This window comes from Chitinophaga sp. 10T418, assembly GCF_056394125.1.
The window spans coordinates 44,134-70,151 of record NZ_JBFTHG010000006.1; the positions used below are offsets into that span (position 1 = coordinate 44,134).

The window sequence follows — 26,018 nt, forward strand, 5'->3', positions numbered from 1 at the left end:
AATTAACTAACTGAAAGCCTGTTCAAGACTTCTTTTGATGATTTGCACGCAATCCGAAATCTGACCGGCGTTAATGGTCAACGGTGGTGCAAACCGTATTTTATCTCCATGCGTTGGCTTAGCCAGCAGGCCATTTTCTTTTAACGTTAAACACAGGTCCCACGCGGCTTCCGGATCTTTATGCTGAATAATGATCGCATTCAATAATCCTTTTCCGCGTATAGTAGTAATATAGGAAGAATGCAGTTCCTGCAGGCCGTTACGTAGTAACTGACCCATGGCGGCTGCATTTTCAGCCATTTTTTCGTCTTTTAATATTTGCAGGGAGGTGATGGCCACCTTACATGCCAACGGGTTACCGCCATAAGTGGAACCATGTTCGCCTGGTTTTATGGTCAGCATAATTTCATCGTCCGCCAGCACGGCGCTTACCGGCAACGTACCGCCAGACAAGGCTTTGCCAAGAATTAAGATGTCGGGACGAACATTTTCATGATCGCAGGCCAGCATCTTACCGGTACGGGCCAGCCCTGTCTGAATTTCATCTGCAATAAATAATACGTTGGCATCCTGGCAATACTGCCGCGCTTTAGCCAGATACCCTTCATCCGGTACCATGACGCCCGCTTCACCCTGAATAGGTTCTACCAGGAAGCCCGCTACATTTTTATCCTGTAACGCCTGTTCCAGTGCAGTTAAGCTGTTGTAAGGAATCACTTCATACCCTGGCATAAAAGGACCAAAGTTATTGCGTGCAGAAGGATCAGTACTAAAAGAGATCACATTCAGCGTACGTCCGTGGAAGTTATTATTACAAACAATAATTTTCGCCTTGTTTTCAGGAATACCTTTTACGATATATGCCCAGTGGCGGCATAGCTTCAGCGCTGTTTCCACCGCTTCCACGCCCGTGTTCATAGGCAATACCTTATCATATCCGAAATAAGAGGTGATGTATTGCGCATATTCTCCCAGCAAGTCATTGTGAAATGCACGGGAGGTGAGCGTGAGTTTTTGGGCCTGTTCTATAAGTGTGGCAATAATCTTCGGGTGACAATGTCCCTGGTTTACTGCAGAATATCCTGATAAAAAATCATAGTAACGTTTGCCGTCCACATCCCATAAAAAAACACCTTCACCCCGATCCAGTACAACCGGTAACGGATGATAGTTGTGGGCACCATACTGTTCTTCCAGCGCCAGGTAATGTTGAGACTTTTCGCTTATCGTGTAGGATGGAATCATAATAACCCAAAAGTACGGGAAAAAGGTGAAAAGAAGCTCTTAGCCATTAGCTTTTAGCTTTTAGAAAATGCAGCGAATGATGAACATAAATTAATCTTTGCTGCATTTTCTAAAAGCTAAAAGCTAATGGCTAAAAGCTATTTCTATCCTTTAAGTTTTTTTACAAGGTCCACATATTCCTGCATGGCGGCTTCTTTTGTTTTGCCCTTTAACTCTTCCCATGCACTATGTTTTGCTTTTGCCACAAAATCAAATGGATTGGAAGGTCCCTCTGAATCGGCATCGCCGGAAGTACTTTGTTTGTACAAACCATATAACTGCAACAAAATTTCATTGGAGGGTTTTTCCGTCAGCGTTTTACTGTCCGCTACTGCCTGTTCGAATTGATTGGTAAGTTCCATGTTCCGGTGAATTTTAAGATTTAACAATACGGGTTTGAGCCCTCATTTTTCCCTTATGTCTATAAAGTTGAGCATTAAAAGTTAATATATCAAAAAAAGCCATCGGGATCATTCCTATCTCTTTAAAAACCAAACAACAAAACATAATCACTAAACGCATTAACTAATGAACTAATTTCAATACCTTTGCCGGCTGAATAAGGTTTAATGTAGTACTTTGCAATAGGCCTACGGAACAGCAAAATATCATATGAAGAATATTCGCAATTTTTGTATCATTGCCCATATTGACCATGGTAAGAGTACCCTGGCAGACCGTTTACTGGAGTTTACACATACTATTTCCGACCGTGATATGCAGGCGCAGGTGCTGGATGACATGGATCTTGAACGTGAAAAAGGTATCACCATTAAGAGTCACGCGATTCAGATGGACTACACCGCTAAAAACGGTGAACAATATATTTTTAACCTGATCGACACCCCGGGTCACGTAGATTTCTCCTATGAGGTATCCCGTGCACTGGCCGCCTGTGAAGGCGCACTGTTGCTGGTAGATGCCGCACAGGGTATTCAGGCGCAAACGATCTCTAATCTCTACCTGGCACTGGAAAACGACCTGGAAATTATCCCCGTTATCAATAAAATTGATATGCAGGGCGCCATGATCGAAGAAGTAAAAGACCAGATTATTGAACTGATCGGCGTAAAAGGAGAAGATATCCTGCTGGCCTCCGGCAAAACAGGTATTGGTATCGAAGATATTCTCGAAGCCATTGTAACACGCATTCCTGCTCCGAAAGGCAGCAACGATGCACCGCTGCAGGCACTTATCTTCGACAGCGTATTCAACTCTTTCCGCGGTATTATCGCTTATTTCCGCGTTTTCAACGGTACCATTAAGAAAGGCGACAAAATCCGCTTCTTCAACAGTGGAGAAGAATACTTTGCTGATGAAGTAGGTATCCTGAAACTGGGACTGGCACCGAGGAAGGAAGTCTTTACCGGCGATGTGGGATATATTATAACCGGTATCAAAAGTGCCAAAGAAGTGAAAGTGGGTGATACCATCACCCTGTCCAATAACCCTTGTGAAGCCGGGATCAACGGTTTCCAGGAAGTAAAACCAATGGTATTTGCCGGTATTTACCCGGTAAACACCGAAGATTTCGAGGAACTGCGCGAGTGTATGGATAAGCTGCAGCTGAATGACGCCTCCCTGACCTATGAGCTGGAAACCTCACAGGCACTGGGCTTCGGCTTCCGTTGCGGATTCCTGGGCATGCTGCACATGGAAATTATCCAGGAACGACTGGAAAGAGAGTTTAATCAAACCGTAATTACCACCGTTCCCAACGTAAGCTTCATTGCACATACTACCCGGGATGGGATACTGATTGTAAATAACCCGAGTGAAATGCCCGATCCTACCAAACTGGACAGGATTGAGGAGCCTTTCATCCGTGCACAGATCATTACCAAGCCCGAATATATCGGGAACATCATGACCCTTTGCCTGGGTAAACGTGGTAACCTCCTTAACCAGAGCTACCTCACCACCACCCGCGTAGAGCTGATATTTGAAATACCGCTGACAGAAATCGTATTCGACTTTTACGATAAGCTGAAAAGCCAGACCCGTGGTTACGCTTCCTTCGATTATTCACCGATCGGTTTCCGTGACAGTGATATCGTGAAAATGGATATCCTCCTTAATAATGAAAAGGTGGATGCGCTGAGTGCCCTGATCCATAGAAGCCGTGCACAGGAATTTGGCCGTAAGCTCACCGAGAAACTGAAAGAACTGTTGCCACGTCAGCAATTCCTCATTGCTATTCAGGCGGCTATCGGTGCTAAAATCGTAGCCCGTGAAAACATCAGCGCCATGCGTAAAGATGTGACCGCGAAATGTTATGGTGGTGATATCTCCCGTAAACGTAAATTACTTGAGAAACAGAAAGAAGGTAAAAAACGTATGCGCCAGATCGGTAACGTAGAAATACCACAGGAAGCATTCCTGGCGGTGTTGAAACTGGATGATTAATACCGTTCTTAATTATATTTTATTAGCGAAGATGAAAGCATATATATTTGCTTTTGTCTTCGCTAATGTTTTTTAAGACATATTTTTGATCAAAACCAATCACCCATGCGTTCTTTAGTTCTTACATTAACAGTTGTATGTACTGTGTTATCTTTCTCCGCAAAGGCACAGCAAACGCCTCCTGCTGCAGACGAGATTGTAAAAGAAGCCTGCACACAGGCCACCAAAAGCCACAAGAAAGTATTTGTGCTGTTTCATGCGTCCTGGTGTGGCTGGTGCCATAAAATGGATACAGCTATGAATGATGCCAGCATTAAAAAGGCATTCGTGGACAATTATGAAATCCGCCACATTACGGTATTGGAAAATGGCGCCAACAAAGCACAGGAAAACCCCGGTGGTGCGGAGTTGCTGGCTAAATATCACGGCGATCAGGAAGGCATTCCTTTTTGGCTGATATTAAATGCCGATGGTACACTGATCGCGGATAGCCGGATGAAAGATGCCACCGGTAAACTGCAGAATGTAGGTTGTCCTGCGCAGAAAGAAGAAGTCGACTACTTTGTAGGCCTGCTGGAAAAAACATCTAAAATGAAACGTGGAGAACTGGAAGCGGTACGTACCCGGTTCGCTAAGATAGCGCCGCAAGCTGCACATTAAATATATTTTCCACAGCAGGCAGGTAATACTATAGCAGGATGTGTTACTATTATTACCTGTCTGCTGCCGGAAACCTACTCCCCATGACCCTCTTGCCATTATAAATCTTCCACGTCAGCATCCCTGCACAGTAATTTTCGGGTAATCCGGAAAATTCGTACTTTACCATTCCTTTCATACACCAACCAATCTCCGGTCAACCATTTTTTACAACAATCTATTCATATGCACCTGACTGCACGGGAAACCGAGAAACTATTACTGCACCTGGCTGGTGAGCTGGCCGAAAAAAGAAAGGCAAGAGGACTGCGCCTCAACTATCCGGAAGCAATTGCACTGATCAGCAGTCACCTCATGGAGGCTGCCCGCGATGGGAAAACTGTAGCAGAGCTGATGCACTACGGCGCTACTATTCTTACCCGTGAAGACGTGATGGAAGGCATTCCGGAAATGATCCACGAAGTACAGATCGAAGCCACTTTTCCGGATGGTACCAAACTGGTCACTGTACATGATCCTATCCGCTAACCATTAAATTTTCCCGCAATGATCCCAGGAGAATATTTTTTAAAGAAAGAAGATATCATCGCTAACGCTGGCCGGAAAACGGTAAAGGTAAGCGTAGTCAATACCGGCGACAGGCCCGTACAGATCGGCTCCCACTGCCATTTTTTTGAAGTCAACCGCATGATGTCATTTCCCCGTGAAGCAGCATTTGGTATGCGCCTGAACATTCCTTCCGGCAACGCAGTGAGGTTTGAGCCCGGAGAAGCCAAAGAAGTAGAGCTGGTGGAACTGGGTGGCCATAAACGGGTGATAGGTATAAACAACCTCGTCAATGGCGATACCACTGATCCGGCCGTAAAGGCCGCTGCCATTGCAAAGGCCGCATTGCTGAACTTTAAATCCGAACAATTATGAGTCTGCATATCAGCAAAACAAAATATGTAAACATGTATGGTCCTACCACCGGCGATCGCGTGCGGCTGGCAGATACAGACCTGATCATTGAAATAGAAAAAGACTACAACGTATACGGGGATGAGAGCAAATTTGGTGGAGGGAAAAGTGTAAGAGATGGCATGGCGCAATCCGCCACTGCACTGCGTAGCGAAGGTGTACTCGATTTTGTCATCACCAACGTGATCGTCATTGATCACTGGGGCATTGTAAAGGGCGACATCGGTATTAAAGACGGTAAAATAGTCGCCATTGGACAGGCAGGCAACCCGGACACTATGGATGGAGTCCACCCAGAGCTAATCATTGGCGCGTCTACAGAAATTCACAACGGCGCCAACCTGATTGCTACCGCTGGTGGTATTGATACACATATTCACTTTATCTGTCCACAGCAGATAGATCATGCCCTTTTCAGCGGTGTAACCACCCTTATAGGCGGTGGTACTGGACCGGCAGACGGCACCAGCGCAACCACCGTAACCCCCGGCAAATGGAATATCCAGCGCATGCTGCAGGCAGCAGAAGCCTACCCCGTGAACCTGGGATTTTTTGGTAAAGGCAATTGCGCCACCACAGCACCGATGGTAGAACAAATTGCTGCCGGTGCCTTGGGATTGAAAATACATGAAGACTGGGGCTCCACTCCAGCCGTAATTGACGCTGCCCTCAAAGTGGCCGATGAACTGGATGTGCAGATAGCCATACATACCGATACCCTCAATGAAGCAGGATTCCTGGAAGATACGCTCAACGCCATCAATGGCCGGGTGATTCATACCTTCCACACGGAAGGCGCCGGGGGCGGCCATGCACCGGATATTATCCGCGCCGCATCTTTCCCCAACGTATTGCCCGCGTCTACCAATCCTACCCGTCCTTATACGGTGAACACGATTGATGAACACCTGGATATGCTGATGGTATGTCATCACCTGGATAAGAAAGTACCGGAAGATGTGGCCTTTGCCGATTCCCGTATTCGTCCGGAAACCATTGCTGCAGAGGATATCCTGCACGATATGGGCGTATTCAGCATCATGAGCTCCGACTCACAGGCCATGGGACGTATAGGCGAAGTAGTGATACGTACCTGGCAAACGGCCGACAAAATGAAGAAGCAACGCAGCTTCCTTGAAGAAGATAAAAATCACGACAACGATAATTTCCGGGTGAAAAGATATATCGCCAAATACACCATCAACCCGGCTATTGCCCATGGCATTTCAGCACACGTAGGTTCCCTGGAACCCGGTAAGATGGCCGACCTGGTGTTATGGAAGCCCGCTTTCTTTGGCGTAAAACCAGAGATGATCATTAAAGGGGGGATGATCAATGCCAGCAGGATGGGGGATCCCAATGCTTCCATTCCTACGCCGCAACCGGTAGTATACCGCCATATGTTTGGCGCCCACGGAAAAGCCCTGCTGAATACCTGCGTGCTTTTCGTATCTGCGTTGTCGCTAGAGAAGGGTATCAAGGAAGAATATGGTTTGCAGAAACAACTGTTGCCGGTACGCAACTGCCGCAACATTTCCAAGAAAGACCTGATCCATAACGACAAAACACCGGATATCACCGTGAATCCTGAAACTTACGAAGTACGGGTAGACGGCGAAAAGATCACCTGTGAGCCACTGAAAGAACTGGCTATGGCACAGCGTTATTTTTTATTTTAAGAAGCGGACGATATGTTGGTAAGAGAAATCATAGGAAACACGGCTACGCATACACGTAGCAGTAAAGAAACAGATCTGCTGCCGCTGGAGTGGTTTGAAACCACCCGGCGTATTCAGCGCAAACACACTGCCGGCGGCCGTGAAGTAGCGCTGAAATTTACAAAGGAAGGGCAGCAGCTGCAGCAGCACGATATTCTTTACCAGGACGATGACCTGATGATTGTAGTGAATATTCTTCCCTGCGATGCCATCGTAATCAGTCCGCGTAACATGGCAGAAATGGCCAGGGTTTGTTACGAAATCGGGAATAAGCATTTACCGCTTTTCCTGGAAGGAGAGCAGTTGCTGATTCCGGCAGACGAGCCTTTATTTCGCTGGCTACATACCGCAGGATACCCGGTGGTAAAGGAAAAGCGGCAGCTGTTGCATATACTGCGTACCAATGTGCAGCCACATGCCCATGGTAACGGCGGCCCTTCGTTTTTTGAAAAGATCCTGGAACTGGCATCGAAATAACTATTCCTCATCAGCAGCAAAACGTGCAATTGAAATATATGGAACAGCATTATCTCGGCAGCTTATTGCACCTGGCAGACAGTACGCTACCTATTGGCAGCTATACGCATTCCGCCGGCCTGGAAACATTTGTGCAACAGGGTTTGGTCAACAACCGTACGACTGCAGCAGCTTTTGTCCGCAATATGCTGCAGAACAATTTGCAGTATAACGATGCTGCTTTTATGAGTCTTGCTTACACGGCGGCGGCGGCACAAAACATCGCTGCATTGCTGGAGCTTCAGGAGCTGTGCTCTGCGGTGAAGGCGCCACGGGAGCTCCGGGAAGCCAGCCACAAGCTGGGTGCCCGGCTCACCCGCATTTTCAGCCGCAGGTATACAGATCCGTTGATGACGCAATATGAGGCAACAGCAGGAACCGGTACGCATTACTGCCTCGTATTTGGCGTTTATGCCTGCCTGTTAGGCATCCCGCTTTCCGCTGCCTTGTATGCTTTTTATTACAATGCAGCAGCAGCCATGGTAACGAATTGCGTTAAGCTGGTGCCGTTAGGGCAAATGGATGGACAGGATATCATCTTTGATTTGCAACCGTTGTTGCAGGAGCTGACCACTGCTACCATGCAGCCCGACAAAACCTTGCTGGGCCTTTGCAACGCCGGATTCGATATCCGCAGCATGCAGCACGAACGGTTGTATAGCCGTTTGTATATGTCGTAGCAGGTAAGAAGTGTTTGTATATGTCGTAATTTTTAATTCTACATCAATGACCAGAGAATACATCAAGATAGGAGTGGCTGGCCCGGTAGGTTCCGGCAAAACAGCGCTCATAGAACGACTCACCAGGCAGATGGCCCAAGATTATCATGTGGCGGTGATCACCAACGATATTTATACAAAAGAAGACGCCGAATTTCTGACGCAGAACAGTCTGTTGCCACCGGAAAAGATCATCGGTGTAGAAACTGGTGGCTGCCCGCATACGGCCATCCGGGAAGATGCCAGCATGAACCTGGAAGCCGTGGAAGAAATGGTGCGCCGCTTTCCAGACATTGAAATCATTTTTATAGAAAGCGGTGGCGATAACCTCTCCGCCACTTTTAGCCCTGACCTGGCAGATGTCACCATCTTTGTGATTGATGTGGCAGAGGGAGATAAAATCCCCCGCAAAGGAGGGCCGGGTATTACCCGCTCTAATTTGCTCGTCATCAATAAAATTGACCTGGCGCCTTATGTGCATGCGGACCTCGGCGTTATGGAACGCGATGCCCGCAAAATGAGGCAGGGACAACCTTTCGTGTTCACAGACCTGATGAGTGGCAAAGGACTGGAAGACGTGATCAACTGGATTAAACGATTTGCTTTACTCGAAGACGTAGCTGCACCGAACCTCCTGACATGATAAGTGAACTGAAGATATTGACGGGTAAAAGAGAGGCAGGTACTTACCTGAAAGAATGCTATTGTACGCGGCCTTTTAAAATTGCCAACATACGGGAAGAGCGCAGCGACCCGGTATTGCGCCTCATGATGATGAGTTCTTCCCCCGGCATGCTGGACAAAGATCATTACCGGCTCGATATTACCGTGGCGGCTGGAACCGCCCTGCACCTGCAAACCCAGGCCTATCAGCGGCTGTTTAATATGGAAACCGGCGCCAGACAGGAGACGACGGTACGGCTGCAAACCGGTAGTACCTTTACCTTTTTGCCACATCCGCTGGTGCCCCATGAAAGGGCTACCTATACCGGCTACACGAATATTCACCTGGCAGGCAATTGCCGGTTGATATGGGGCGAGATTATTACCTGTGGCCGTAAACTGAACGGCGAGGTATTTATGTTTACCAAACTACACAGCATTACCCAGGTATATGCCGGTGAGCGGCTGCTATTGCGGGATAATCTGCTGATGCAGCCTGGTCTTACTGACTTTACCGCTATGGGCTGGATGGAAGGATATACCCACCAGGCTACCTTCCTGTTTTTTGATACCCATGAAAATGCCGCCATGAATGAAACCGCGGACAGCCTTCACCGTTACCTGGAAGAACAGCCCCGGATGCTGGCAGGAGTAACACGCACACAGGGTAGCGGCGTAATGGTAAGACTCCTCGGTCACAGCGGGGAACAACTGTATGAATGCCAGCAGCAGCTGGCCAGGCTTTTATCTGCATAAAAAAATCGCATGACATTTATCGATAACAGTTTATTATTAACCGCAGTTACCATCAGTTGTCTGCATACCGCATCGGGGCCGGATCATTATGTGCCCTTCATCGTTTTTTCCCGTACCCGGAAATGGTCCATCGCTAAAACCATTGGCTGGACGGCCCTCTGCGGGCTGGGACATGTCATGAGTTCCCTGGTTATAGGGATGATTGGTGTAGTATTAGGCTGGCAGTTGTCGCGCTTCACCGCGATAACAGAAGTGCGGGGTGGCATTGCGGGATGGGCGTTGCTGATATTGGGGCTTTTTTACCTCATATGGGGAATCTATAAGGCTGTTGCGAACCGGCCGCATAAACATTTTGATGTGTACGACGATGGCGACATGTATGTGTATCAACATCGTCATAATGAGGCGTATGTGGCGCCACAGAAAAGGATCCGGGTTACCCCGTGGATCTTGTTTGTTATATTTGTTATGGGGCCATCAGAGCCATTATTACCCTTGTTGTTTTATCCGGCTGCGCAACAATCAGTACCTGGCATTATTATGTTGATAGCTACGTTTACAACGTTCACCATTCTTACCATGATCGTCATGGTTTTATTAGGTTACTATGGTTTTTCTTTGATGAAACCGGTAGCCACAGAGCGGTATATGGCGGCGATCAGCGGGGCCGCAGTTACCGTTTGCGGAGCAGGCATGGTTTTTATGGGTTGGTGAACTGTTTAACAGATCATCTGTTATAGCAAATAAACCTTTACCACATGCGAAAATGGCTCAGGATCATCCTTATTACCGGCGGTGTATTGATAGCCCTACTGTTGTTGTTATTCCTGGGTATGACCTGGTACATACGTGCCAATAAAGCCACTTTCCTCAAACAGATTACCGGGCAACTGAACGACCGCCTGAATGGCAGTATCACCATTGAGGACATGGAGCCCTCTCTGTGGAAGAGCTTTCCCAACGTATCTATCGGCCTGAAAAAAGTAGTGCTGCAGGATAGCCTCTGGCAACAACATCACCATGCCTTGCTGGATGTAAATTATATCTTCGTACGGGTGAATACGTTATCACTGTTACGCAAGCACGTAGATGTGAATGAAGTAACCCTGCAGGACGGTAAAATTTACCTGTATACCGATACGGCCGGGTATTCCAATACTTACGTCTTGCAACGGCCATCTTCAGAGAAAAAGAAAAGCAACAGTTCCAAAGATGCCAATGTGGAGCAGCTGACACTCAGGAATATCAACTTCGTGATAGACAACCAGCAGAAGTTTAAGTTATTCGACCTGGACATTCGCCAGCTGGACGGGAAGATGAAGGCGACAGACAGTAGTATACAGTTCACCATGCTATCGGATATTATGTCGAAAAGCTTCGCCTTCAATACCAACAAAGGAAGCTATCTGAAGGATAAAAAAATGCAATTGAATCTTTCGGTCATCTTCAATAAGCGCACAAAAATACTCACCATACCGCAACAGGAGATCCGGATAGATGACCATCCGTTACTGATTGCAGGGCAGTTTGGTTTTGGAGAGAAGCCGCCGCCCTTTCAGTTAAAGATCAATGCTAACCAGGTGCTTTTGAAAGATGCCGCCAGCTGGCTGCCTCCCAATATCAATACAAAACTGAGTAGCATTACCCTGACAAAACCACTGGATGCAGAGGCTAACCTGGACGGGCATATGAAATTCCGGGACACGCCCAAAGTGGTGATTACCTGGAAAACGACCAACAACGTATTGGTGAGCAGCATGGGAGAGTGGAGCAATTGTAATTTCACCGGAAGATTTAATAATGAAGTATTACCCGGACAGGGACATACCGATGAAAATTCTGCTGTTAATATTTTCCAGCTGAGTGCCTCGCTATCTGGTATTCCCCTTAAAGCAGACACCATCCGGGTGGTGAATTTGAAACAGCCATTGTTACACGGACATTTCCGTTCGGAATTCCCATTAGCTAATCTGAATGAGGCTTCAACAGATGCACCGATTGTATTTAAGGCAGGGGAAGCCAACGCTGACCTGTATTATACCGGGCCGGTGCTGGCGGATGATAACACCCCTTCCTCGCTGCAGGGTGTGGTAACGGTGAAACAAGGAGCGTTCACTTATACGCCCCGTAATTTATCCTTTCATGATGCCAACGCCACCCTGCGTTTCACCGGGCAGGATCTGTTGCTGGAAAACATACACGTACAAACGGATAAGAGTAATCTGCAAATGGATGGTGTGGTAAAGAACCTTTTGAACCTCTATTTTACTACGCCGGAGAAAATAGCGTTGACCTGGAATATACGCAGTCAGTTGGTGGACCTCAACGAGTTCAAAAGCTTCCTTGCACCACGACAGAAGGCCAAGCCTTCCAAGAGCCAGCAGAAGGCCAAAATGGGGCGCGTATCGCGACAACTGGACGTAGTATTGGCCTCCAGCGATGTAACCATGAATGTTCAACTGGACAAGGTAACTTATCAGCGCTTTACGGCGCAAAATGTAAAGGCCGCCCTCGAACTAACGAATTCGGGTATCCTGTTAAAACAGATTGCCCTGGACCATGCAGGAGGAAATATGCAGCTGACCGGAACGATGGCGCAGCAGGGAGTTAACAATAACTTCAACATGAATGCTACTGTAAACAATGTGCATATCGGGCAACTGTTTTATGCGTTTAATAACTTCGGGCTTACTTCTCTTACCTCCAGTAATCTGAAAGGGAATGTATCAGCAAAAGTAAACCTGAAAGGGAATGTACTGGATAATGGCTCGTTGGGAAAGAACTCTCTGTATGGCACCATTAACTTTAGCCTGAAGAATGGTGCACTCGTCAACTTTGGCCCATTGGCCGATATCGGCAACTTTGCTTTCCGCAAAAGGCATCTCGACAGCATTACATTTGAAAACCTGAATAATACTTTCCAGGTGCAGGGAAATAAAATCATTATTCCGCCCATGCGGATCGCCTCCAGTGCCATTAATATAGATGTACAAGGCGTATATGGTATAGATGCGCCGACTAATATTAATCTGGATATTCCCTTACGTAACCCGGCTAAAGATTCTGCTATTACTGATAAAGAAGAAAAACGCAGGCGCAGTAAAAAAGGAATTGTCATTCATCTGCGTGCAGTATCGGAAAAGGATGGGAAGGTAAAGATCAAACTTGGGAAAGGAGATAAAGACAAGGACGTGAGCGGCGATGCAGCGGATATCGATACGAGCTTTTAGCAGTTAGCTTTTAGCTTTTAGAAAATGCAGCGAAGAACATAATATGCTGATCTTCGCTGCATTTTCTAAAAGCTAAAAGCTAACTGCTAAAAGCTGTTTCAAATGCCTGTGCGATGTCACTCTGGATATCTCCGATATGTTCTATTCCCAGTGAAATGCGTAATACGCCTGGAGCAACACCTGCTTTCTTTTGTTCTTCCTCACTCAACTGCTGGTGCGTAGTCGTAGCCGGGTGGATGATGAGGGTTTTTGAATCTCCTACATTCGCCAGGTGATAAATTAACTTCAACGACTGTACGAATTTATCTGCTGTTTCTTTACCACCTTTGATCTTAAAGCTTAATACGCCACCAAAGCCATTTTGCAGGTATTTTTGCGCCAGTGCATGGTATTTATTATCCGGTAAACCAGGATAGTTGACGGATTCTACCTGTGGATGCTGCTGTAACCACTGTGCCAGTGCCAGCGCATTGTCTACGGTGCGTTGTACGCGGAGCGACAGCGTTTCCAGTCCCTGCAGGAACAGGAAGGAGTTCTGCGGCGCCAGGGCAGGCCCCAGCTACGTAAACCTGCCACCCGTGCACGGATGATGTAGGCAATGTTGCCAAATGGACTCTGGTCACCAAATACCTCCCAGAACTTCATGCCATGGTATGCTTCATCCGGTTCGCTGAACTGTTTGAATTTACCATTACCCCAGTTATAGTTGCCACCATCTACAATGATACCGCCTATGCTGGTGCCATGTCCACCGATCCATTTGGTAGCTGATTCTACTACCACGTTGGCGCCATGCTCCAGCGGACGGGCTAAGTAGCCGGCAGCACCAAAAGTATTGTCTACCACCAAAGGCAAGTCATGTTTACGCGCAATGGCGCTTATTTTTTCAAAGTCAGGAATGGAAAATCCGGGATTACCGATCGTTTCCACATAAATGGCTTTGGTATTTTCATCTATCAGCGCTTCAAAGCTTTCAGGGTTATCAAGATCCGCAAAACGGGCCTCCACACCAATACGCTTGAAGCTTACTTTGAATTGGTTAAAGGTGCCACCATACAGGTAAGAAGACGTTACGAAGTTATCTCCCGGTAACAATATATTATGCAGGGCAATGAACTGCGCGGCCTGTCCGGAACCCACTGCGAGTGCAGCTACACCACCTTCCAGTGCTGCCACTCTTTTTTCAAATACGTCCGTAGTCGGATTCATGATACGGGTGTAGATGTTACCAAACTGCTTCAGCTGGAATAGATCTGTGGCATGTTCTGCACTGTCGAAAGTAAAAGAGGAGGTTTGGTAAATAGGCACTGCTGCTGCATGTGTAGTGCCTTCTGGCTGGTAGCCTGCGTGTACCTGGAGTGTGTCAAAATGTAATGGCTTATCGGACATAACCGGAAGATTTAAAGGTGGAAAATAAAAGTCTACAAATATAGTAGACTAATCGTAAAAACAAAATATTTTTATGTGGTAGCGGGAGAAGGTATAGAGATTAAACGATAATTTGTTGTTTAAATAAAGGAATGGCTGCAGGTAGATAAGATGAATGACAACGATTTTATCCACCGGAAATTTGTGGCATATGCTAAAAAATAATATCTTCGATTCATAATTTATAAAAAGAGTGCTTCCGTGAAGAAGCACAGTTGACCGATGTTATTAACTATTACGACTAAACGTTACCCCGCCACAGACCTTGGCTATCTGCTGCACAAACATCCCGCTAAAGTACAAACTGTTGAACTGACCGCCGGTAGTGCGCACATTTTTTATCCCGAAGCCACCGATGATTCCTGCACAGCCGCTTTACTGCTCGATATTGATCCGGTAAGACTGGTTCGCCGTAACGGGTCCCGCAATGATTTCGCGCTGGAACAATACGTGAATGACCGCCCTTATGTGGCCTCGTCTTTCATGAGCGCTGCTATTGCACAAGCTTATTCTTCTGCGATGAATGGCCGTTGCAAAGACAAGCCGCACCTGACAGACGAAGCGATTCCTTTTGAAATTACCTTGTCGGTATTGCCTGTAAAAGGTGGAGAACATTTATTACGACAATTTTTTGAACCCCTGGGTTATAAAATATCGCTGGAATCCTATGTGCTGGATGAACAGTTCCCGGAATGGGGGCAGAGCCGCTACTACAATGTAACGCTGCAGCATACGCTGCCACTGAAAACAATTCTGAGCCAGTTATATATCCTGATCCCGGTTTGCGATAACGATAAGCACTATTTCGTAGGCGGACATGAAATTGAAAAGCTCATGGAAAAGGGGCAGGGCTGGCTGGATACCCATCCGGCGAAGGAACTGATTACCCGCCGCTATCTCCGGAATATCGGGCCACTGGCAAAAGAAGCGTTGGGCATGATCATGAAGGACGAAGTACTTCCGGAGGAAGTAAAACAGCCCAAAGAGAAAGTACGCCTGCATGATGTCAGGCTCCAAACGGTAAGAGACCTGCTCCTGGAACTGAATGTGTCCTCGGTGGCAGATATGGGTTGTGGTGAAGGCAAACTGTTACGTTTGCTCATGGAGAAATCTGCCTTCAAAAACATACTGGGCATGGATGTCAGCTATCATTCGCTGGAGATAGCCCAGGCGAAACTGAAGCTCGACCGACTGCCTGAAATGCAGAAAAACCGCATACAACTGATACAGGGCTCTCTAACGTATAGGGATAAACGCTTATCAGGCTTTGATGCCGGGGTGCTGGTAGAGGTTATTGAGCACCTGGACCTGCCCCGCCTGAATGCCCTGGAAAAAGTGGTTTTTGAATACGCGCGGCCACAATATGTGATTATTACCACGGTAAACGCAGAATATAACATCCTGTATGAAGCCCTTAGCAGCGGGAATTTCCGGCATAATGACCACCGTTTTGAGTGGACAAGAGCCGAATTTGAAGCATGGGGTAACGGGGTAGCCGCACAATTTGGTTATATTGTAACTTATAGGCCTTTGGGAGAAACAGATGAAGTATTAGGTGGTCCCAGCCAACTGGCCCTTTTTAAAAGATAATTTATGGAAGACGTAATACTACAGAAAATAAAAGAACTGGAAAAATCACACCAGGTTAAAATACTTTACGCATGTGAGTCCGGCAGCCGTGCCTGGGGCTTTCCATCGCCCGACAGCGACTTTGATATCCGCTTTATTTACACGCGGCATAAAGATACCTACCTGAGTATCACCGAACAACGGGACGTGATTGAACCTCCGGTAGACGAAGTGCTGGACGTAAGCGGATGGGATATCCGTAAAGGATTACAGCTGTTCCTGAAATCCAATGCGCCCCTGTATGAATGGTTGCAGTCGCCCATTGTTTACCAGGAAGAAACCGACTTTAAACAAACCCTCACAGGTTTGATGGAAAAATATTTTTCACCAAGATCGGGTTGTCATCACTACCTGTCTATGGCATATAACACGTTCACCAATGAACTGGAAGGAGACGTGGTGAAAGTGAAAAAGTACTTTTACGTGTTGCGGCCTATGCTGGCATGTCAGTGGATACTGGCCGGTAAAGGCGTGCCCCCCATGGAGTTTGCCACCCTGCGTACATTAATCACCGATGAAGCGATTCAAAAGGAAATAGATCATTTGCTGGAAGTAAAAGTGAATGCCGATGAGCATACTACTATTGCTCCTGTATTGACATTGCATCAATGGATCGCCGGCACCCTGGAACAATGCAAACAATTATCAGCTGAGTTACCTGCCGTAAGGAATGACACCGCCGAACTGGACGTACTATTCCGGAAATATATTGCCTATGACTTTTGAAGCACTGCAACAAAACAGGCAGTATATCCTGCTGGAATGCATCAGCGGCAGCAGAGCGTATAACCTGCAGGTGCCTACTTCAGATACCGACATCAAAGGCGTGTTCATATTGCCGCAACAGGAGTTATACGGCTTGACCTATACTCCGCAGGTAGCCAACCAGAGCAACGATGAAGTATACTTTGAAATAAAGCGTTTCCTGGAATTGCTGGAGAAAAATAATCCCAACATACTGGAACTGTTAAGTACTACTGCCGGCAATCAATTGTTCCGTCACCCATTGATGGACCTGATAAAGCCGGCGGACTTTCTATCCCGCTTATGCATGGAAACCTTTGCCGGTTTCGCGAACACGCAGATGAAGAAGGCGAAGGKATTAAATAAAAAGATCAACCAGTCGTACCCCGCAGAAAGGAAATCCGTTTTTGAATTTTGCTACGTCATTGTTGGTGGACAGAGTGTACCGTTACGCGATTGGCTAAACGAAAAACAATTGCAGCAGGAAGACTGTGGGCTATCGCGCATCGATCATTTCCGGGATATATATGCCTTATACCATATCGGACAGTTTGATAAGGAGACCGCCTTTAAAGGTATTTTCTCCGGAGCAGATGCCAACGATGTGCAGTTGAGCGCCGTCCCTAAAGGAGAAGGTCCTCTGGCAATTATGCAGTTTAACAAAGATGGCTATACGGTGTATTGCAAGGACTTCGCCGCCTATCACGAATGGGTAGCACTCCGCAATGACGCGCGTTATAATCATAACAAAGAGCTGGGCGCCGACTACGATAGTAAGCACATGATGCATACTTTCCGTTTGTTAACCATGGCAGAAGAAATAGCCTTATATAAAGAAGTACGTGTGCATAGGCACGACCGCGATTTCCTCCTGCGTATCCGTAACGGTGAATTCAGTTATGATACCCTGGTGGACATGGCTACCCAGAAATTACATCACATGCAACAGCTGTATGCTGCGTCAGACCTGCCGGAACACCCGGACCCCGAGCTGGCAGAAGCGCTGTTAAGAAGAATAAGAGACGAATTTTATGTCCCGAAGAAATACTAAATTATCACATATCTCTATACCAGAATTATCATTGGTATTATTAATCGGCCCTTCCGGCGCCGGTAAGTCTACGTTTGCCCGTCAGTTTTTTAAGCCGACAGAAATTATTTCATCTGATGTTTGCCGCGGCTTAATCAGCGATGATGAAAACAACCAGACTGTGTCGACAGATGCTTTTGAGTTGGTGCGGTTCATTGCAGCCAAACGCTTAAAGTTAGGTTTGCTTACAGTGATTGATGCCACCAACGTACAACCCGAATCCCGCAGGGAATGGGTGCGGCTGGCCAGAGAATATCATGTGCTGCCGGTAGCTATCGTGTTGAACATACCGGAGCAGGTATGCCAGGAGCGCAATACATTGCGTAGCGATCGCAATTTTGGCACACACGTGATTCCGCAGCAGATCAGCCAGTTGAAGCGTGGGCTTCGTGATTTGCGGGAGGAAGGCTTCCGCCAGATTTTTGAAATGCGCTCACCGGAAGATGTGGCGCTGCTGGAAACTATTACCCGTAGCCCGCTCTATAATAATAAGAAAGACGAACACGGACCTTTCGATATCATCGGAGATGTACACGGATGCTACGATGAGCTGTGCAACTTATTGGAAGTACTGGGTTACCAGGTAGACAGAGAAAATGCATCGTTGATCAGCGCTCCCATGACTACTAACGCCGAAGGATATACGCGTTTTCGCAAACCCGTTTTCGTGGGCGACCTGGTAGACCGTGGGCCCAAGTCCCCGCAGGTACTGCGTTTGGTAATGAATATGGTCAGCAATGGTCTCGCACTATGTGTGCCGGGGAACCACGATGCCAAGTTGCTGCGGTACCTGAATGGAAAAAATGTGCAGCTCAGACATGGCCTGGAACAAACGGTAGCACAGCTGACCAGCGAAACTCCAGAGTTCCTGGAATCTGTAAAATCATTTATTGATGGCCTCATCAGTCACTATGTACTTGATGATGGTAAACTGGTTGTGGCGCACGCCGGCTTAAAGGAAAGTATGCAGGGGCGTGGCTCCGGCGCAGTAAGAGAATTTTGTTTATACGGTGAAACTACCGGCGAAACAGATGAATTCGGACTACCGGTGCGTTATAACTGGGCCCTGGAATATAAAGGCCGCGCCATGGTAGTATACGGACATACACCCGTACCTGCTGCACAGTGGCTGAATAACACCATCGACATTGATACCGGTTGCGTATTTGGTGCTTCACTCACCGCCTTGCGTTATCCGGAAAGAGAGCTGGTATCGGTACCAGCGCTGGAACAATACGCCGTACCGGCAAGACCTATCGGCTACAGCGCCGACAGTGTGCTGAGCGTACAGCAGCAGTATGATAGTGTTTTGAACATAGAAGACTTTACCGGCAAGCAAATCCTGCAAACCCGTTATAGCAATAATATCACCATCCGTGAAGAAAACAATATTGCTGCGCTGGAAGTGATGAGTCGTTTTACGATTAATCCCAAGTGGCTGATCTATTTGCCACCTACTATGTCGCCGGCTGAAACCAGCCAGGCACAAGGCTTTTTGGAACATCCTGCGGAAGGATTACAGTACTACAAAGAAGCAGGCGTGGAGAAGGTAATCTGTGAAGAGAAACATATGGGCTCCCGCGCTGTGGTAATTGTTTGCAGAGATGAAGCGGTGGCGGAGCGCCGGTTCGGTGTTACCGGGGAAGGTAATGGCGTGATCTATACCAGGACGGGCCGTTCTTTCTTTACTGACAAACAAACCGAACAGGATTTCATTGCACGTATCAATGCAGCCCTGATCAGTACTGGGTTCTATGAAACCTTTGATACAGACTGGGTATGCCTGGATGCAGAGCTGATGCCCTGGAGTGCCAAGGCACAGGCCCTGTTGCAAACGCAATATGCAGCGGTAGGTACCGCTGCGGGCAAAGCATTGCCGGCGGTAGTAACGGCTTTACAGCAGGCCATCAGTAATGGTGCACCTGCAGAGGCATTGCTGGAGAAATATACACAACGCCTGGAGCAAACCACCAATTATGTGAAAGCCTACAGACAGTACTGCTGGTCCGTGAACTCACTGGACGACTATAAGCTGGCGCCGTTTCATATCATGGCTACAGAAGGGAAAACGTGGTTTGATAAAGACCATGAATGGCATATGTCTGCCATAAAAAATATTTGTGCAGGCGATGAACAAATACTCCTGGCTACTCCTTATCTCTTAGTGGAAATAGGAAATGCAGAAAGTGAGCAGGGAGCCATCGACTGGTGGAAAGAGCTAACTGCTGCCGGTGGTGAAGGAATGGTCATAAAGCCATATACCTTCCTCAGCAAAGGCGATAAAGGCCTTATACAGCCAGCTATCAAGATCCGTGGAGCAGAATACCTGCGTATCATCTATGGTCCTGAATACGATGCCGCCGAAAACCTGGAACGCCTGCGCAATCGCAAGCTGACCGGCAAACGTTCGCTGGCATTGCGCGAATTCGCGCTGGGACTGGAAGGACTCGAAAGGTTTGTAAATAAAGATCCTTTACAGCTAGTGCATCAATGCGTATTTGGTATTTTAGCGTTAGAGAGTGAACCGGTAGATCCCCGGTTATAAAAAGCAATCACTGTTAAACATCTTTCTACATTTAAAAGTATTGCTGTCCGGTTAGAAATATATTTGTTCGGGTGTGAGCCATACCAGATATGGCTTACACCCGATTTTTAAATTTCTTTCTTATCATCACCATCAATAACTGAGCAATTAATACGTAGTAGGATCAATTACAAGAATACTGGTATCGCTGCTCGCGGTTATTTGCTACCGTGTTACCCGAAATCGCTACCGTTTTGATCTTTCCCGTTTCATCATATTCATAGTTTATATTAAGGACTAGTGAGGCATTAGAGGCTGACTTGACCAGGTTCTTATTTTTAACCGGATTGATACCAATGTTTATTATGCTATTAACACCTACTGCATCTCCTTTTTGAACAGGCTTATCAGTATAATAATCATAATTTGTCACCAGGCCACCTGTTGCTTCCTCCTTTATGATATTGCCATTGGACCAGGTGTAGGTAGTGGTCAGGGTGGAATTATTGGCTGGCATAGCCACGTACTCAGTTTTCATGATAGTCAGTTGCAGCTCACCCTGTCCATTATATTCATAAGTATTGGTAAGGGTAGAAGAAAGCTTGAGCGGTTGGCCGGTTGGGGTGTAGTCGTATCGCTTTTGGATCACATTAACAGGCAGCCCCATACTGTTTAGTTCTGCCCGCATCTCGCTCGTTAATTGCCCGTTCCAGTGGTCGGAGTATTCATTGCGTGTAAGTAAACCCGGTGCATAGTTGAAATGGATGTGGGTCTCGGAAAAGTCATTTGCACTGATTTTACTTACCCTGCCATCGTTGTCATAGCTCAGCGTATAGGTGATAGTTACATTGCCGGACTTTGTTGCAATGGTCGCAATGCGGCAGTTAGTATCGGGAGGCGCCGGACTGTTTTTGTCCTTACTGCAGCCTGCCATGATAAAGGCCGATAGGAGCAGGGTACACGGAAGAAGGAATTTAATCTTCATGATATTATATTTTGAATGGTAATAATTGTTTTTTTTGGATGATGATAATATGATGCAGCCAGCAGTTTTGCATCTTTGTGAACAGTTGAGTGATGATTATGCCGGATTAAAATTCCAATACAAAAGGGAATGGAAGAAATGCTGTTTAGCCGATGGCGGAAGTGGGTGAGCCGGCGGGGAATTATGGCGGTAACCGGTTCACTGATAATATTTGAGAGAAGAACCGGCTGTCCGGGAAATTTTCTATCTTTATTCAGGCATCTACGTTTAAGGTGTGAGAACCCAAACATAGAAGCTACCGGGGACTTAGCTCCCTTTTTTATGCCTTATTGATTTATTTTAATCGGACAATACTGATTTAAAAACATAACTATGAAAGCCGTAGCCGTATCAAAATTCAAAGACATTCCCGTTGTAATGGATCTGCCGAAACCCACTGTGAGACCAGGCACTGTCCTGATCAAGGTAGCCGCTGCCGGCATGAACCCCTTCGACTGGAAAATGATTGATGGTATTATGGACGACGGAAAAATGCCACATCAGTTCCCACTGATCATGGGCGTTGATGGCGCCGGTACAGTGGAAGAAGTAGGAGAGGGCGTTACCCGGTTTAAGAAGGGCGACAAAGTATACGGACAGTTTATTCATGCACCTATCGGTGAAGGCTCCTATGCTGAATATGCGATTGTGCCGGAGAAATCAGGGATAACTCATGCACCTGCCAGTATTTCTGCCATAGAAGCAGCAGCAGTGCCCACAGCAGGCATGACTGCCCAGCAACTCCTGGACAAACTGGACCTGCAGGAGGGAGATATCCTGCTCATTAATGGCGCTACCGGCGGTGTAGGCTCTTTTGCCACCCAACTGGCTGCGGCACAAGGGATCGCAGTGATCGCCACAGTACCTGATGCCGAATCTGCAGAACGTATGAAAAAGCTGGGGGCAGCAGATACGGTTAATTACCACGAAGCACCATTAACTACCCAGGTGAAAGCTAAATATCCCGATGGGATAGATGGCCTGATAGACCTGGTAAGCGATGGCGCCGGCTTTACCGCCAACCTGGACCTGTTGAAATCAGGCGCGGGCGCACTAACCACCGTATTTGTGGCAGATGAAGAAGCGTTGAAGTCAAGAAAGATTCACGGAGGCAATTTTGAAACCCAGGGCAGTGCCGCCTCTCTGGACACCTTGTCGTTGGTAATAGACAGAGGTGTATTAATCATTCCGGTGGAAAATAAAATTAAGCTGGAAGATGCACCTGCAGCAGTAGCATTAAGCCGTCAGGCAAAAGGAAAAGGAAAAACAGTTATAGTACTATAACAGCTTTTAGCCGTTAGCTTTTAGCTTTTAGTAAATGCAGCGGAGAATATCATTTGTTGATCTTCGCTGCATTTACTAAAAGCTAAAAGCTAATGGCTAGTAGCTACCGTGGCTTTAAACAGCTCAACGCCGCTATCGGTGCTGATTTCATAAGATGCATTATATGCGGTAAATACGCATTGGCCTTTTTGTAAGGCCAGGGTATCATCTCCTTTTACGGTGGCGGTACCGCTTATTACAATCAGTATTTCCGCCGCTTTGGCGGTATGTTGGTATACCTTTCCTGCCGGAATATCTATTTTGCTTACTTCAAAATCAGGTGCCGGAGAAGGATAAATTCTTTCCAGTCCATCTGCACTCACATTTCCTTTAATGATGTTAGGTACTACACCTTCAAAGCGGGTATGCTTCAGTAGTTCCGGTACATCCACATGTTTAGGGGTAAGACCGCCACGCAGCACATTGTCTGAATTAGCCATCAGCTCTACGTTCTGGCCTTCCAGGTAAGCGTGTGGAATGCCTGCATCCTGGAATACTGCATCACCGGCTTGTACCTGCATGATGTTAAAGAAGTAGATAGAGAAGATACCACGATCAATTTTGTCGATGCTGCCCGGATCATTTAATACAGCGCGTGCTGCCCAGAAACCAGGATTTGTTTTAGCTAAGCGATTCGCTTTATAGTCAGGAATCATGCGGTCTGTCAGCGGGCGGAGAATGATGTTCACCAGCGACTGCGGCATTTCCATTACATTTTTATAGAGACCATAGTAACCTTCTTTTTCGTATATACTTACCAGTGAGGTAAACTCAGGCGTGGAGGTTAATAMCTGCTGCAGTTGTGCATGTGGCAGGAAACCGTGCAGGAGATAAAACTCACTCAATGCCACCATAATCTCCGGCTTATGGTTATCATCTTTATAATTACGGTTAGGTGCATTTAAGGGAATGCCTTCTGCATTTTCTCTCGCAAAGCCTTTCTCTGCTTCACTTTTCGTAGGATGTACCTGAATGGACAACATATCTTTTACATCCAGTATCTTAAAAAGAAAAGGCAGCTCTTTGAATTTTTCCCATACTGCCGGGCCGGTGATATTGGCTGGATCCTGCTGTATCAGCTGATTCAGTGGCAATGTTCCGCCAGCAGTAGTAATGAGGGAAGGGGCACTCGGATGCGCACCCATCCAGTATTCCGCACTGGGTTGATCCGTTGGCGCAATGCCTAACAGTTCAGGAATGTATTTAAATCCGCCCCATGCATAATGCTGTACTTTTCCTTCCAGTCTGAATAAGTTCATATATGGTTATCTGTTTACTTGTTAAATAGCAGAGAATTGATAATTTTATATGCCTGCAAAAATAGGTGTTAAGTGGAATATTTATCTTCCCTCAGAAAAGTAAATATTTCCGGTGATTAATTTCACAGATTGTTTGTTTAACCTAAACCATATCATATGCTGAACCATTTAACCCTGGGGCAGCGGGGCGAGGCCATTGCGCAGGCATATGTTTGCCGGCACTGCACGTTGCTGCATCTCAACTGGAAATCCGGGCGCCGGGAAATTGATATCATCGCGACTAAAGAGCACATCATTTATTTTATTGAAGTAAAAACAAGAAGCAGCGCGCGCTTTGGCTGGCCGGAAGAAGCCGTTAATTTTCGTAAGGAAGAACATATCCGGAGCGTAGCCGACGATTATTTGTTGCATTACCATTTACATCCGGTGGCTATCCGGTTTGATATTATTGCTATTACTTTTTTGGGAGATGCATATGAACTGATGCATCTGAGAGATGTGTTCTAAGCGTTTTTTTGTCCTGGGCAGGATGATACTGATTTTGGTGATTACCGTTATCTTTTAAATGATATCATCAAAAGTAAAAATCCCTAATCATCAGAATCAGTATCATCCTGCCCGGGGACAAAATTCGCGCAAACGCAAAATGCATCTACTTTTCCCCGTTTTAACGTTAACCAGTTATTAACAAAAAAATGCTTGTATTTATTCTGTAATACTATCATACTTTTATATCTTTGCACAGCTTTTAGAAACTACCCCCTGAGTTGTTATATACCCCCGGTATTCCGGTAGCATTCAAGCAAATCATTTTTCTCTGAAGGAATTAATGCACTGGTGCTGACCACCAATGTAGCGGGTTTATTTATTTCGGGAACAGAAGATGAAATGCCGGCGATACCAGTAACAAATGAAGTGCAGCGGGAATAAAAATTAATACACAGTATAGCGTTTGTTAAACCAGGGCCTCACGGCTACTAACGCATTGATCGCAGAGAATTGCTTTCGGGAGTCAACATTTTAAAAAGAGGTTGTATCATTTGATACAACCTCTTTTGTTTAAATCGGGGCGGTAGCACCGGGAGAGAATATTACCGCCATACAAAATCCCCTACGATAGTCATGCCCAGTCCGCGGGAATCGGCTGGCTGTCCTTTCACCGCCACCTGGAGCACACGCTTGTCCTCCCCGGGATAAACCTTGTACACCTGGCCATCTGCCGGAAAAATGCATAAATGTTCTGCTGTGGTGCCCGACCCCGGGACGCCTGCCCGTGAATTGGCTTTTATAGCTATCCACTTACTGTCGGGTGAGAACCCGGGACTCACTTCCTCCTGATCACTTTCGGTTACCTGGTGAAAGTCGCTTCCATCCGTATTCATCAGCCAGATGTGGCCCCCTGCACTCAGGGCTATTTTTTTGCCGTCCGGACTTGCAGCAGCTTCTCCCCGCCAATCGGTGAACGGAATACCTTTTACCTTTGAAGCCCGGCTGAAATCCGCCGTAGTGCGATAAAGACTGCTACCTTTTTTAAACAGGATCGTTCCATCGGCGGCCCAGTTAACGGGGTCCAGGTATTCAAAAGTATGATCACTGCCATAACCGCTGATATGCCTTAATACATTACCATTCCTGTCCAGTATGACAAGACCTTCGTCTAAAGTGGGCCTCAATGCCAGCCGGGTACCATCCGGCGAAAAATAAGGCAGGCCACCATTTGCCTCATTGGTGGCTTCATAATTTATTTCCCTGATCGTAGCACCATTACCTGTATTGAACAGTATATATTTTGTAACCGGGCCAGCAGGCGTTGTTTCCTTAACACCCGTTGTACCGTCCCAACTGATATCCCATCCGGCTCCTATCCAGTTGGCCATCACATTTGATAATATGCCGGTAGACATATTAAGCCGGGTAATGCCTTCGGTTCCCTGTTTGATATAGATATTTCCAGGACCGTAGTTATAGTTTCCATTATTGCCACCACCCGGCCCCGCATCACTGTTCTTTTTACAGGAACAGAGCATCAGGCTCAAACCTATTGTGGCAGTCGTAAAAAGAGAGAACATACGCATGGTCAGAATT

General features: G+C 46.7%; 24 protein-coding genes. 17 read left to right on the plus strand and 7 right to left on the minus strand.

Annotation, left to right across the window (positions count from 1 at the left end):
• Positions 1-6: 6 nt before the first annotated feature.
• Together rocD and AC1DCV_RS18315 are read right to left on the minus strand one after the other, a co-directional pair.
• On the minus strand, positions 7-1,245 hold the full coding sequence (rocD, locus tag AC1DCV_RS18310) for an ornithine--oxo-acid transaminase (protein WP_477024509.1): 1,239 nt from the start codon (positions 1,243-1,245) through the stop codon (positions 7-9).
• Between the two features lie 143 nt (positions 1,246-1,388).
• On the minus strand, positions 1,389-1,646 hold the full coding sequence (locus AC1DCV_RS18315) for an acyl-CoA-binding protein (RefSeq protein WP_477024510.1): 258 nt from the start codon (positions 1,644-1,646) through the stop codon (positions 1,389-1,391).
• 250 nt (positions 1,647-1,896) lie between these two features.
• Here AC1DCV_RS18315 and lepA point away from each other — a divergent pair, with 250 nt between their 5' ends.
• From lepA to AC1DCV_RS18370, 11 genes are all read left to right on the plus strand, one after another.
• Positions 1,897-3,690, plus strand: a complete 1,794-nt coding sequence (lepA, locus tag AC1DCV_RS18320; protein ID WP_477024511.1) for a translation elongation factor 4 — start codon at positions 1,897-1,899, stop codon at positions 3,688-3,690.
• A 105-nt stretch (positions 3,691-3,795) separates the two neighbouring features.
• Positions 3,796-4,350: a thioredoxin family protein gene (locus tag AC1DCV_RS18325; protein ID WP_477024512.1), complete on the plus strand. Its 555-nt coding sequence runs from the start codon at positions 3,796-3,798 to the stop codon at positions 4,348-4,350.
• 225 nt (positions 4,351-4,575) lie between these two features.
• On the plus strand, positions 4,576-4,878 hold the full coding sequence (gene ureA / locus AC1DCV_RS18330; protein ID WP_133809771.1) for an urease subunit gamma: 303 nt from the start codon (positions 4,576-4,578) through the stop codon (positions 4,876-4,878).
• 18 nt (positions 4,879-4,896) lie between these two features.
• Positions 4,897-5,271 carry an urease subunit beta gene (gene ureB / locus AC1DCV_RS18335; RefSeq protein ID WP_477024513.1) on the plus strand — a complete coding sequence of 125 codons (375 nt, stop codon included), beginning with the start codon at positions 4,897-4,899 and terminating at the stop codon, positions 5,269-5,271.
• Complete coding sequence (gene ureC, locus AC1DCV_RS18340; protein ID WP_477024514.1) at positions 5,268-6,989, plus strand: urease subunit alpha; 1,722 nt, start codon at positions 5,268-5,270, stop codon at positions 6,987-6,989. The genes ureB and ureC overlap by 4 nt, the downstream gene beginning before the upstream one ends.
• A gap of 12 nt (positions 6,990-7,001) precedes the next feature.
• Positions 7,002-7,505: an urease accessory protein UreE gene (ureE, locus tag AC1DCV_RS18345; RefSeq protein ID WP_477024515.1), complete on the plus strand. Its 504-nt coding sequence runs from the start codon at positions 7,002-7,004 to the stop codon at positions 7,503-7,505.
• Positions 7,506-7,543: 38 nt separating this feature from the next.
• Entirely contained in the window at positions 7,544-8,224 is a 681-nt protein-coding gene (locus AC1DCV_RS18350) for an urease accessory protein UreF (RefSeq protein ID WP_477024516.1), read from the plus strand.
• A 46-nt stretch (positions 8,225-8,270) separates the two neighbouring features.
• On the plus strand, positions 8,271-8,906 hold the full coding sequence (gene ureG / locus AC1DCV_RS18355; RefSeq protein ID WP_477024517.1) for an urease accessory protein UreG: 636 nt from the start codon (positions 8,271-8,273) through the stop codon (positions 8,904-8,906).
• Positions 8,903-9,682 (plus strand): urease accessory protein UreD, encoded by a 780-nt coding sequence (locus AC1DCV_RS18360; RefSeq protein WP_477024518.1) that lies wholly within the window; start codon positions 8,903-8,905, stop codon positions 9,680-9,682. The genes ureG and AC1DCV_RS18360 overlap by 4 nt, the downstream gene beginning before the upstream one ends.
• A 9-nt stretch (positions 9,683-9,691) precedes the next feature.
• The gene (locus AC1DCV_RS18365) at positions 9,692-10,396 is read left to right on the plus strand and encodes a hypothetical protein (RefSeq protein ID WP_477024519.1); all 705 of its coding nucleotides are present in this window, start codon (positions 9,692-9,694) and stop codon (positions 10,394-10,396) included.
• A 44-nt stretch (positions 10,397-10,440) separates the two neighbouring features.
• On the plus strand, positions 10,441-12,912 hold the full coding sequence (locus tag AC1DCV_RS18370) for an AsmA family protein (RefSeq protein WP_477024520.1): 2,472 nt from the start codon (positions 10,441-10,443) through the stop codon (positions 12,910-12,912).
• Between the two features lie 79 nt (positions 12,913-12,991).
• On the opposite strand, the gene AC1DCV_RS18375 is transcribed toward AC1DCV_RS18370, so the two are convergent.
• Together AC1DCV_RS18375 and AC1DCV_RS18380 are read right to left on the minus strand one after the other, a co-directional pair.
• Complete coding sequence (locus tag AC1DCV_RS18375; protein ID WP_477024987.1) at positions 12,992-13,471, minus strand: PLP-dependent transferase; 480 nt, start codon at positions 13,469-13,471, stop codon at positions 12,992-12,994.
• On the minus strand, positions 13,387-14,301 hold the full coding sequence (locus AC1DCV_RS18380; protein ID WP_477024521.1) for an O-acetylhomoserine aminocarboxypropyltransferase/cysteine synthase family protein: 915 nt from the start codon (positions 14,299-14,301) through the stop codon (positions 13,387-13,389). The genes AC1DCV_RS18375 and AC1DCV_RS18380 overlap by 85 nt, the downstream gene beginning before the upstream one ends.
• A 261-nt stretch (positions 14,302-14,562) precedes the next feature.
• Here AC1DCV_RS18380 and AC1DCV_RS18385 point away from each other — a divergent pair, with 261 nt between their 5' ends.
• From AC1DCV_RS18385 to AC1DCV_RS18400, 4 genes are read left to right on the plus strand one after another with little or no spacing between them, the layout of a single operon-like run.
• Positions 14,563-15,930: a 3' terminal RNA ribose 2'-O-methyltransferase Hen1 gene (locus tag AC1DCV_RS18385; RefSeq protein ID WP_477024522.1), complete on the plus strand. Its 1,368-nt coding sequence runs from the start codon at positions 14,563-14,565 to the stop codon at positions 15,928-15,930.
• Between the two features lie 3 nt (positions 15,931-15,933).
• On the plus strand, positions 15,934-16,695 hold the full coding sequence (locus AC1DCV_RS18390; protein ID WP_477024523.1) for a nucleotidyltransferase domain-containing protein: 762 nt from the start codon (positions 15,934-15,936) through the stop codon (positions 16,693-16,695).
• Positions 16,685-17,764, plus strand: coding sequence for a DNA polymerase beta superfamily protein (locus tag AC1DCV_RS18395; protein WP_477024524.1), 1,080 nt, complete (start codon positions 16,685-16,687; stop codon positions 17,762-17,764). The genes AC1DCV_RS18390 and AC1DCV_RS18395 overlap by 11 nt, the downstream gene beginning before the upstream one ends.
• Positions 17,745-20,348 carry a polynucleotide kinase-phosphatase gene (locus AC1DCV_RS18400; RefSeq protein WP_477024525.1) on the plus strand — a complete coding sequence of 868 codons (2,604 nt, stop codon included), beginning with the start codon at positions 17,745-17,747 and terminating at the stop codon, positions 20,346-20,348. The genes AC1DCV_RS18395 and AC1DCV_RS18400 overlap by 20 nt, the downstream gene beginning before the upstream one ends.
• A 163-nt stretch (positions 20,349-20,511) precedes the next feature.
• Here AC1DCV_RS18400 and AC1DCV_RS18405 read toward each other — a convergent pair whose 3' ends face one another.
• Positions 20,512-21,312: a hypothetical protein gene (locus AC1DCV_RS18405; protein WP_477024526.1), complete on the minus strand. Its 801-nt coding sequence runs from the start codon at positions 21,310-21,312 to the stop codon at positions 20,512-20,514.
• A gap of 372 nt (positions 21,313-21,684) precedes the next feature.
• Between AC1DCV_RS18405 and AC1DCV_RS18410 the strand changes: the two genes are divergently transcribed.
• Positions 21,685-22,635 (plus strand): NADP-dependent oxidoreductase, encoded by a 951-nt coding sequence (locus tag AC1DCV_RS18410; RefSeq protein ID WP_477024527.1) that lies wholly within the window; start codon positions 21,685-21,687, stop codon positions 22,633-22,635.
• 89 nt (positions 22,636-22,724) lie between these two features.
• Here AC1DCV_RS18410 and manA read toward each other — a convergent pair whose 3' ends face one another.
• Positions 22,725-23,933 (minus strand): mannose-6-phosphate isomerase, class I, encoded by a 1,209-nt coding sequence (gene manA, locus AC1DCV_RS18415; RefSeq protein WP_477024528.1) that lies wholly within the window; start codon positions 23,931-23,933, stop codon positions 22,725-22,727.
• Between the two features lie 156 nt (positions 23,934-24,089).
• Between manA and AC1DCV_RS18420 the strand changes: the two genes are divergently transcribed.
• Positions 24,090-24,440 (plus strand): YraN family protein, encoded by a 351-nt coding sequence (locus AC1DCV_RS18420; protein WP_477024529.1) that lies wholly within the window; start codon positions 24,090-24,092, stop codon positions 24,438-24,440.
• Positions 24,441-25,024: 584 nt separating this feature from the next.
• On the opposite strand, the gene AC1DCV_RS18425 is transcribed toward AC1DCV_RS18420, so the two are convergent.
• Positions 25,025-26,008 (minus strand): TolB family protein, encoded by a 984-nt coding sequence (locus tag AC1DCV_RS18425; RefSeq protein WP_477024530.1) that lies wholly within the window; start codon positions 26,006-26,008, stop codon positions 25,025-25,027.
• Positions 26,009-26,018: the final 10 nt, after the last annotated feature.

Bases quoted from the DNA above. Each gene is read 5' to 3' on its own strand.
- rocD (WP_477024509.1), bottom strand. From the start codon at position 1,245: ATGATTCCATCCTACACGATAAGCGAAAAGTCTCAACATTACCTGGCG.
- AC1DCV_RS18315 (WP_477024510.1), bottom strand. From the start codon at position 1,646: ATGGAACTTACCAATCAATTCGAACAGGCAGTAGCGGACAGTAAAACG.
- lepA (WP_477024511.1), top strand. From the start codon at position 1,897: ATGAAGAATATTCGCAATTTTTGTATCATTGCCCATATTGACCATGGT.
- AC1DCV_RS18325 (WP_477024512.1), top strand. From the start codon at position 3,796: ATGCGTTCTTTAGTTCTTACATTAACAGTTGTATGTACTGTGTTATCT.
- ureA (WP_133809771.1), top strand. From the start codon at position 4,576: ATGCACCTGACTGCACGGGAAACCGAGAAACTATTACTGCACCTGGCT.
- ureB (WP_477024513.1), top strand. From the start codon at position 4,897: ATGATCCCAGGAGAATATTTTTTAAAGAAAGAAGATATCATCGCTAAC.
- ureC (WP_477024514.1), top strand. From the start codon at position 5,268: ATGAGTCTGCATATCAGCAAAACAAAATATGTAAACATGTATGGTCCT.
- ureE (WP_477024515.1), top strand. From the start codon at position 7,002: ATGTTGGTAAGAGAAATCATAGGAAACACGGCTACGCATACACGTAGC.
- AC1DCV_RS18350 (WP_477024516.1), top strand. From the start codon at position 7,544: ATGGAACAGCATTATCTCGGCAGCTTATTGCACCTGGCAGACAGTACG.
- ureG (WP_477024517.1), top strand. From the start codon at position 8,271: ATGACCAGAGAATACATCAAGATAGGAGTGGCTGGCCCGGTAGGTTCC.
- AC1DCV_RS18360 (WP_477024518.1), top strand. From the start codon at position 8,903: ATGATAAGTGAACTGAAGATATTGACGGGTAAAAGAGAGGCAGGTACT.
- AC1DCV_RS18365 (WP_477024519.1), top strand. From the start codon at position 9,692: ATGACATTTATCGATAACAGTTTATTATTAACCGCAGTTACCATCAGT.
- AC1DCV_RS18370 (WP_477024520.1), top strand. From the start codon at position 10,441: ATGCGAAAATGGCTCAGGATCATCCTTATTACCGGCGGTGTATTGATA.
- AC1DCV_RS18380 (WP_477024521.1), bottom strand. From the start codon at position 14,301: ATGTCCGATAAGCCATTACATTTTGACACACTCCAGGTACACGCAGGC.
- AC1DCV_RS18385 (WP_477024522.1), top strand. From the start codon at position 14,563: ATGTTATTAACTATTACGACTAAACGTTACCCCGCCACAGACCTTGGC.
- AC1DCV_RS18390 (WP_477024523.1), top strand. From the start codon at position 15,934: ATGGAAGACGTAATACTACAGAAAATAAAAGAACTGGAAAAATCACAC.
- AC1DCV_RS18400 (WP_477024525.1), top strand. From the start codon at position 17,745: ATGTCCCGAAGAAATACTAAATTATCACATATCTCTATACCAGAATTA.
- AC1DCV_RS18405 (WP_477024526.1), bottom strand. From the start codon at position 21,312: ATGAAGATTAAATTCCTTCTTCCGTGTACCCTGCTCCTATCGGCCTTT.
- AC1DCV_RS18410 (WP_477024527.1), top strand. From the start codon at position 21,685: ATGAAAGCCGTAGCCGTATCAAAATTCAAAGACATTCCCGTTGTAATG.
- AC1DCV_RS18420 (WP_477024529.1), top strand. From the start codon at position 24,090: ATGCTGAACCATTTAACCCTGGGGCAGCGGGGCGAGGCCATTGCGCAG.
- AC1DCV_RS18425 (WP_477024530.1), bottom strand. From the start codon at position 26,008: ATGCGTATGTTCTCTCTTTTTACGACTGCCACAATAGGTTTGAGCCTG.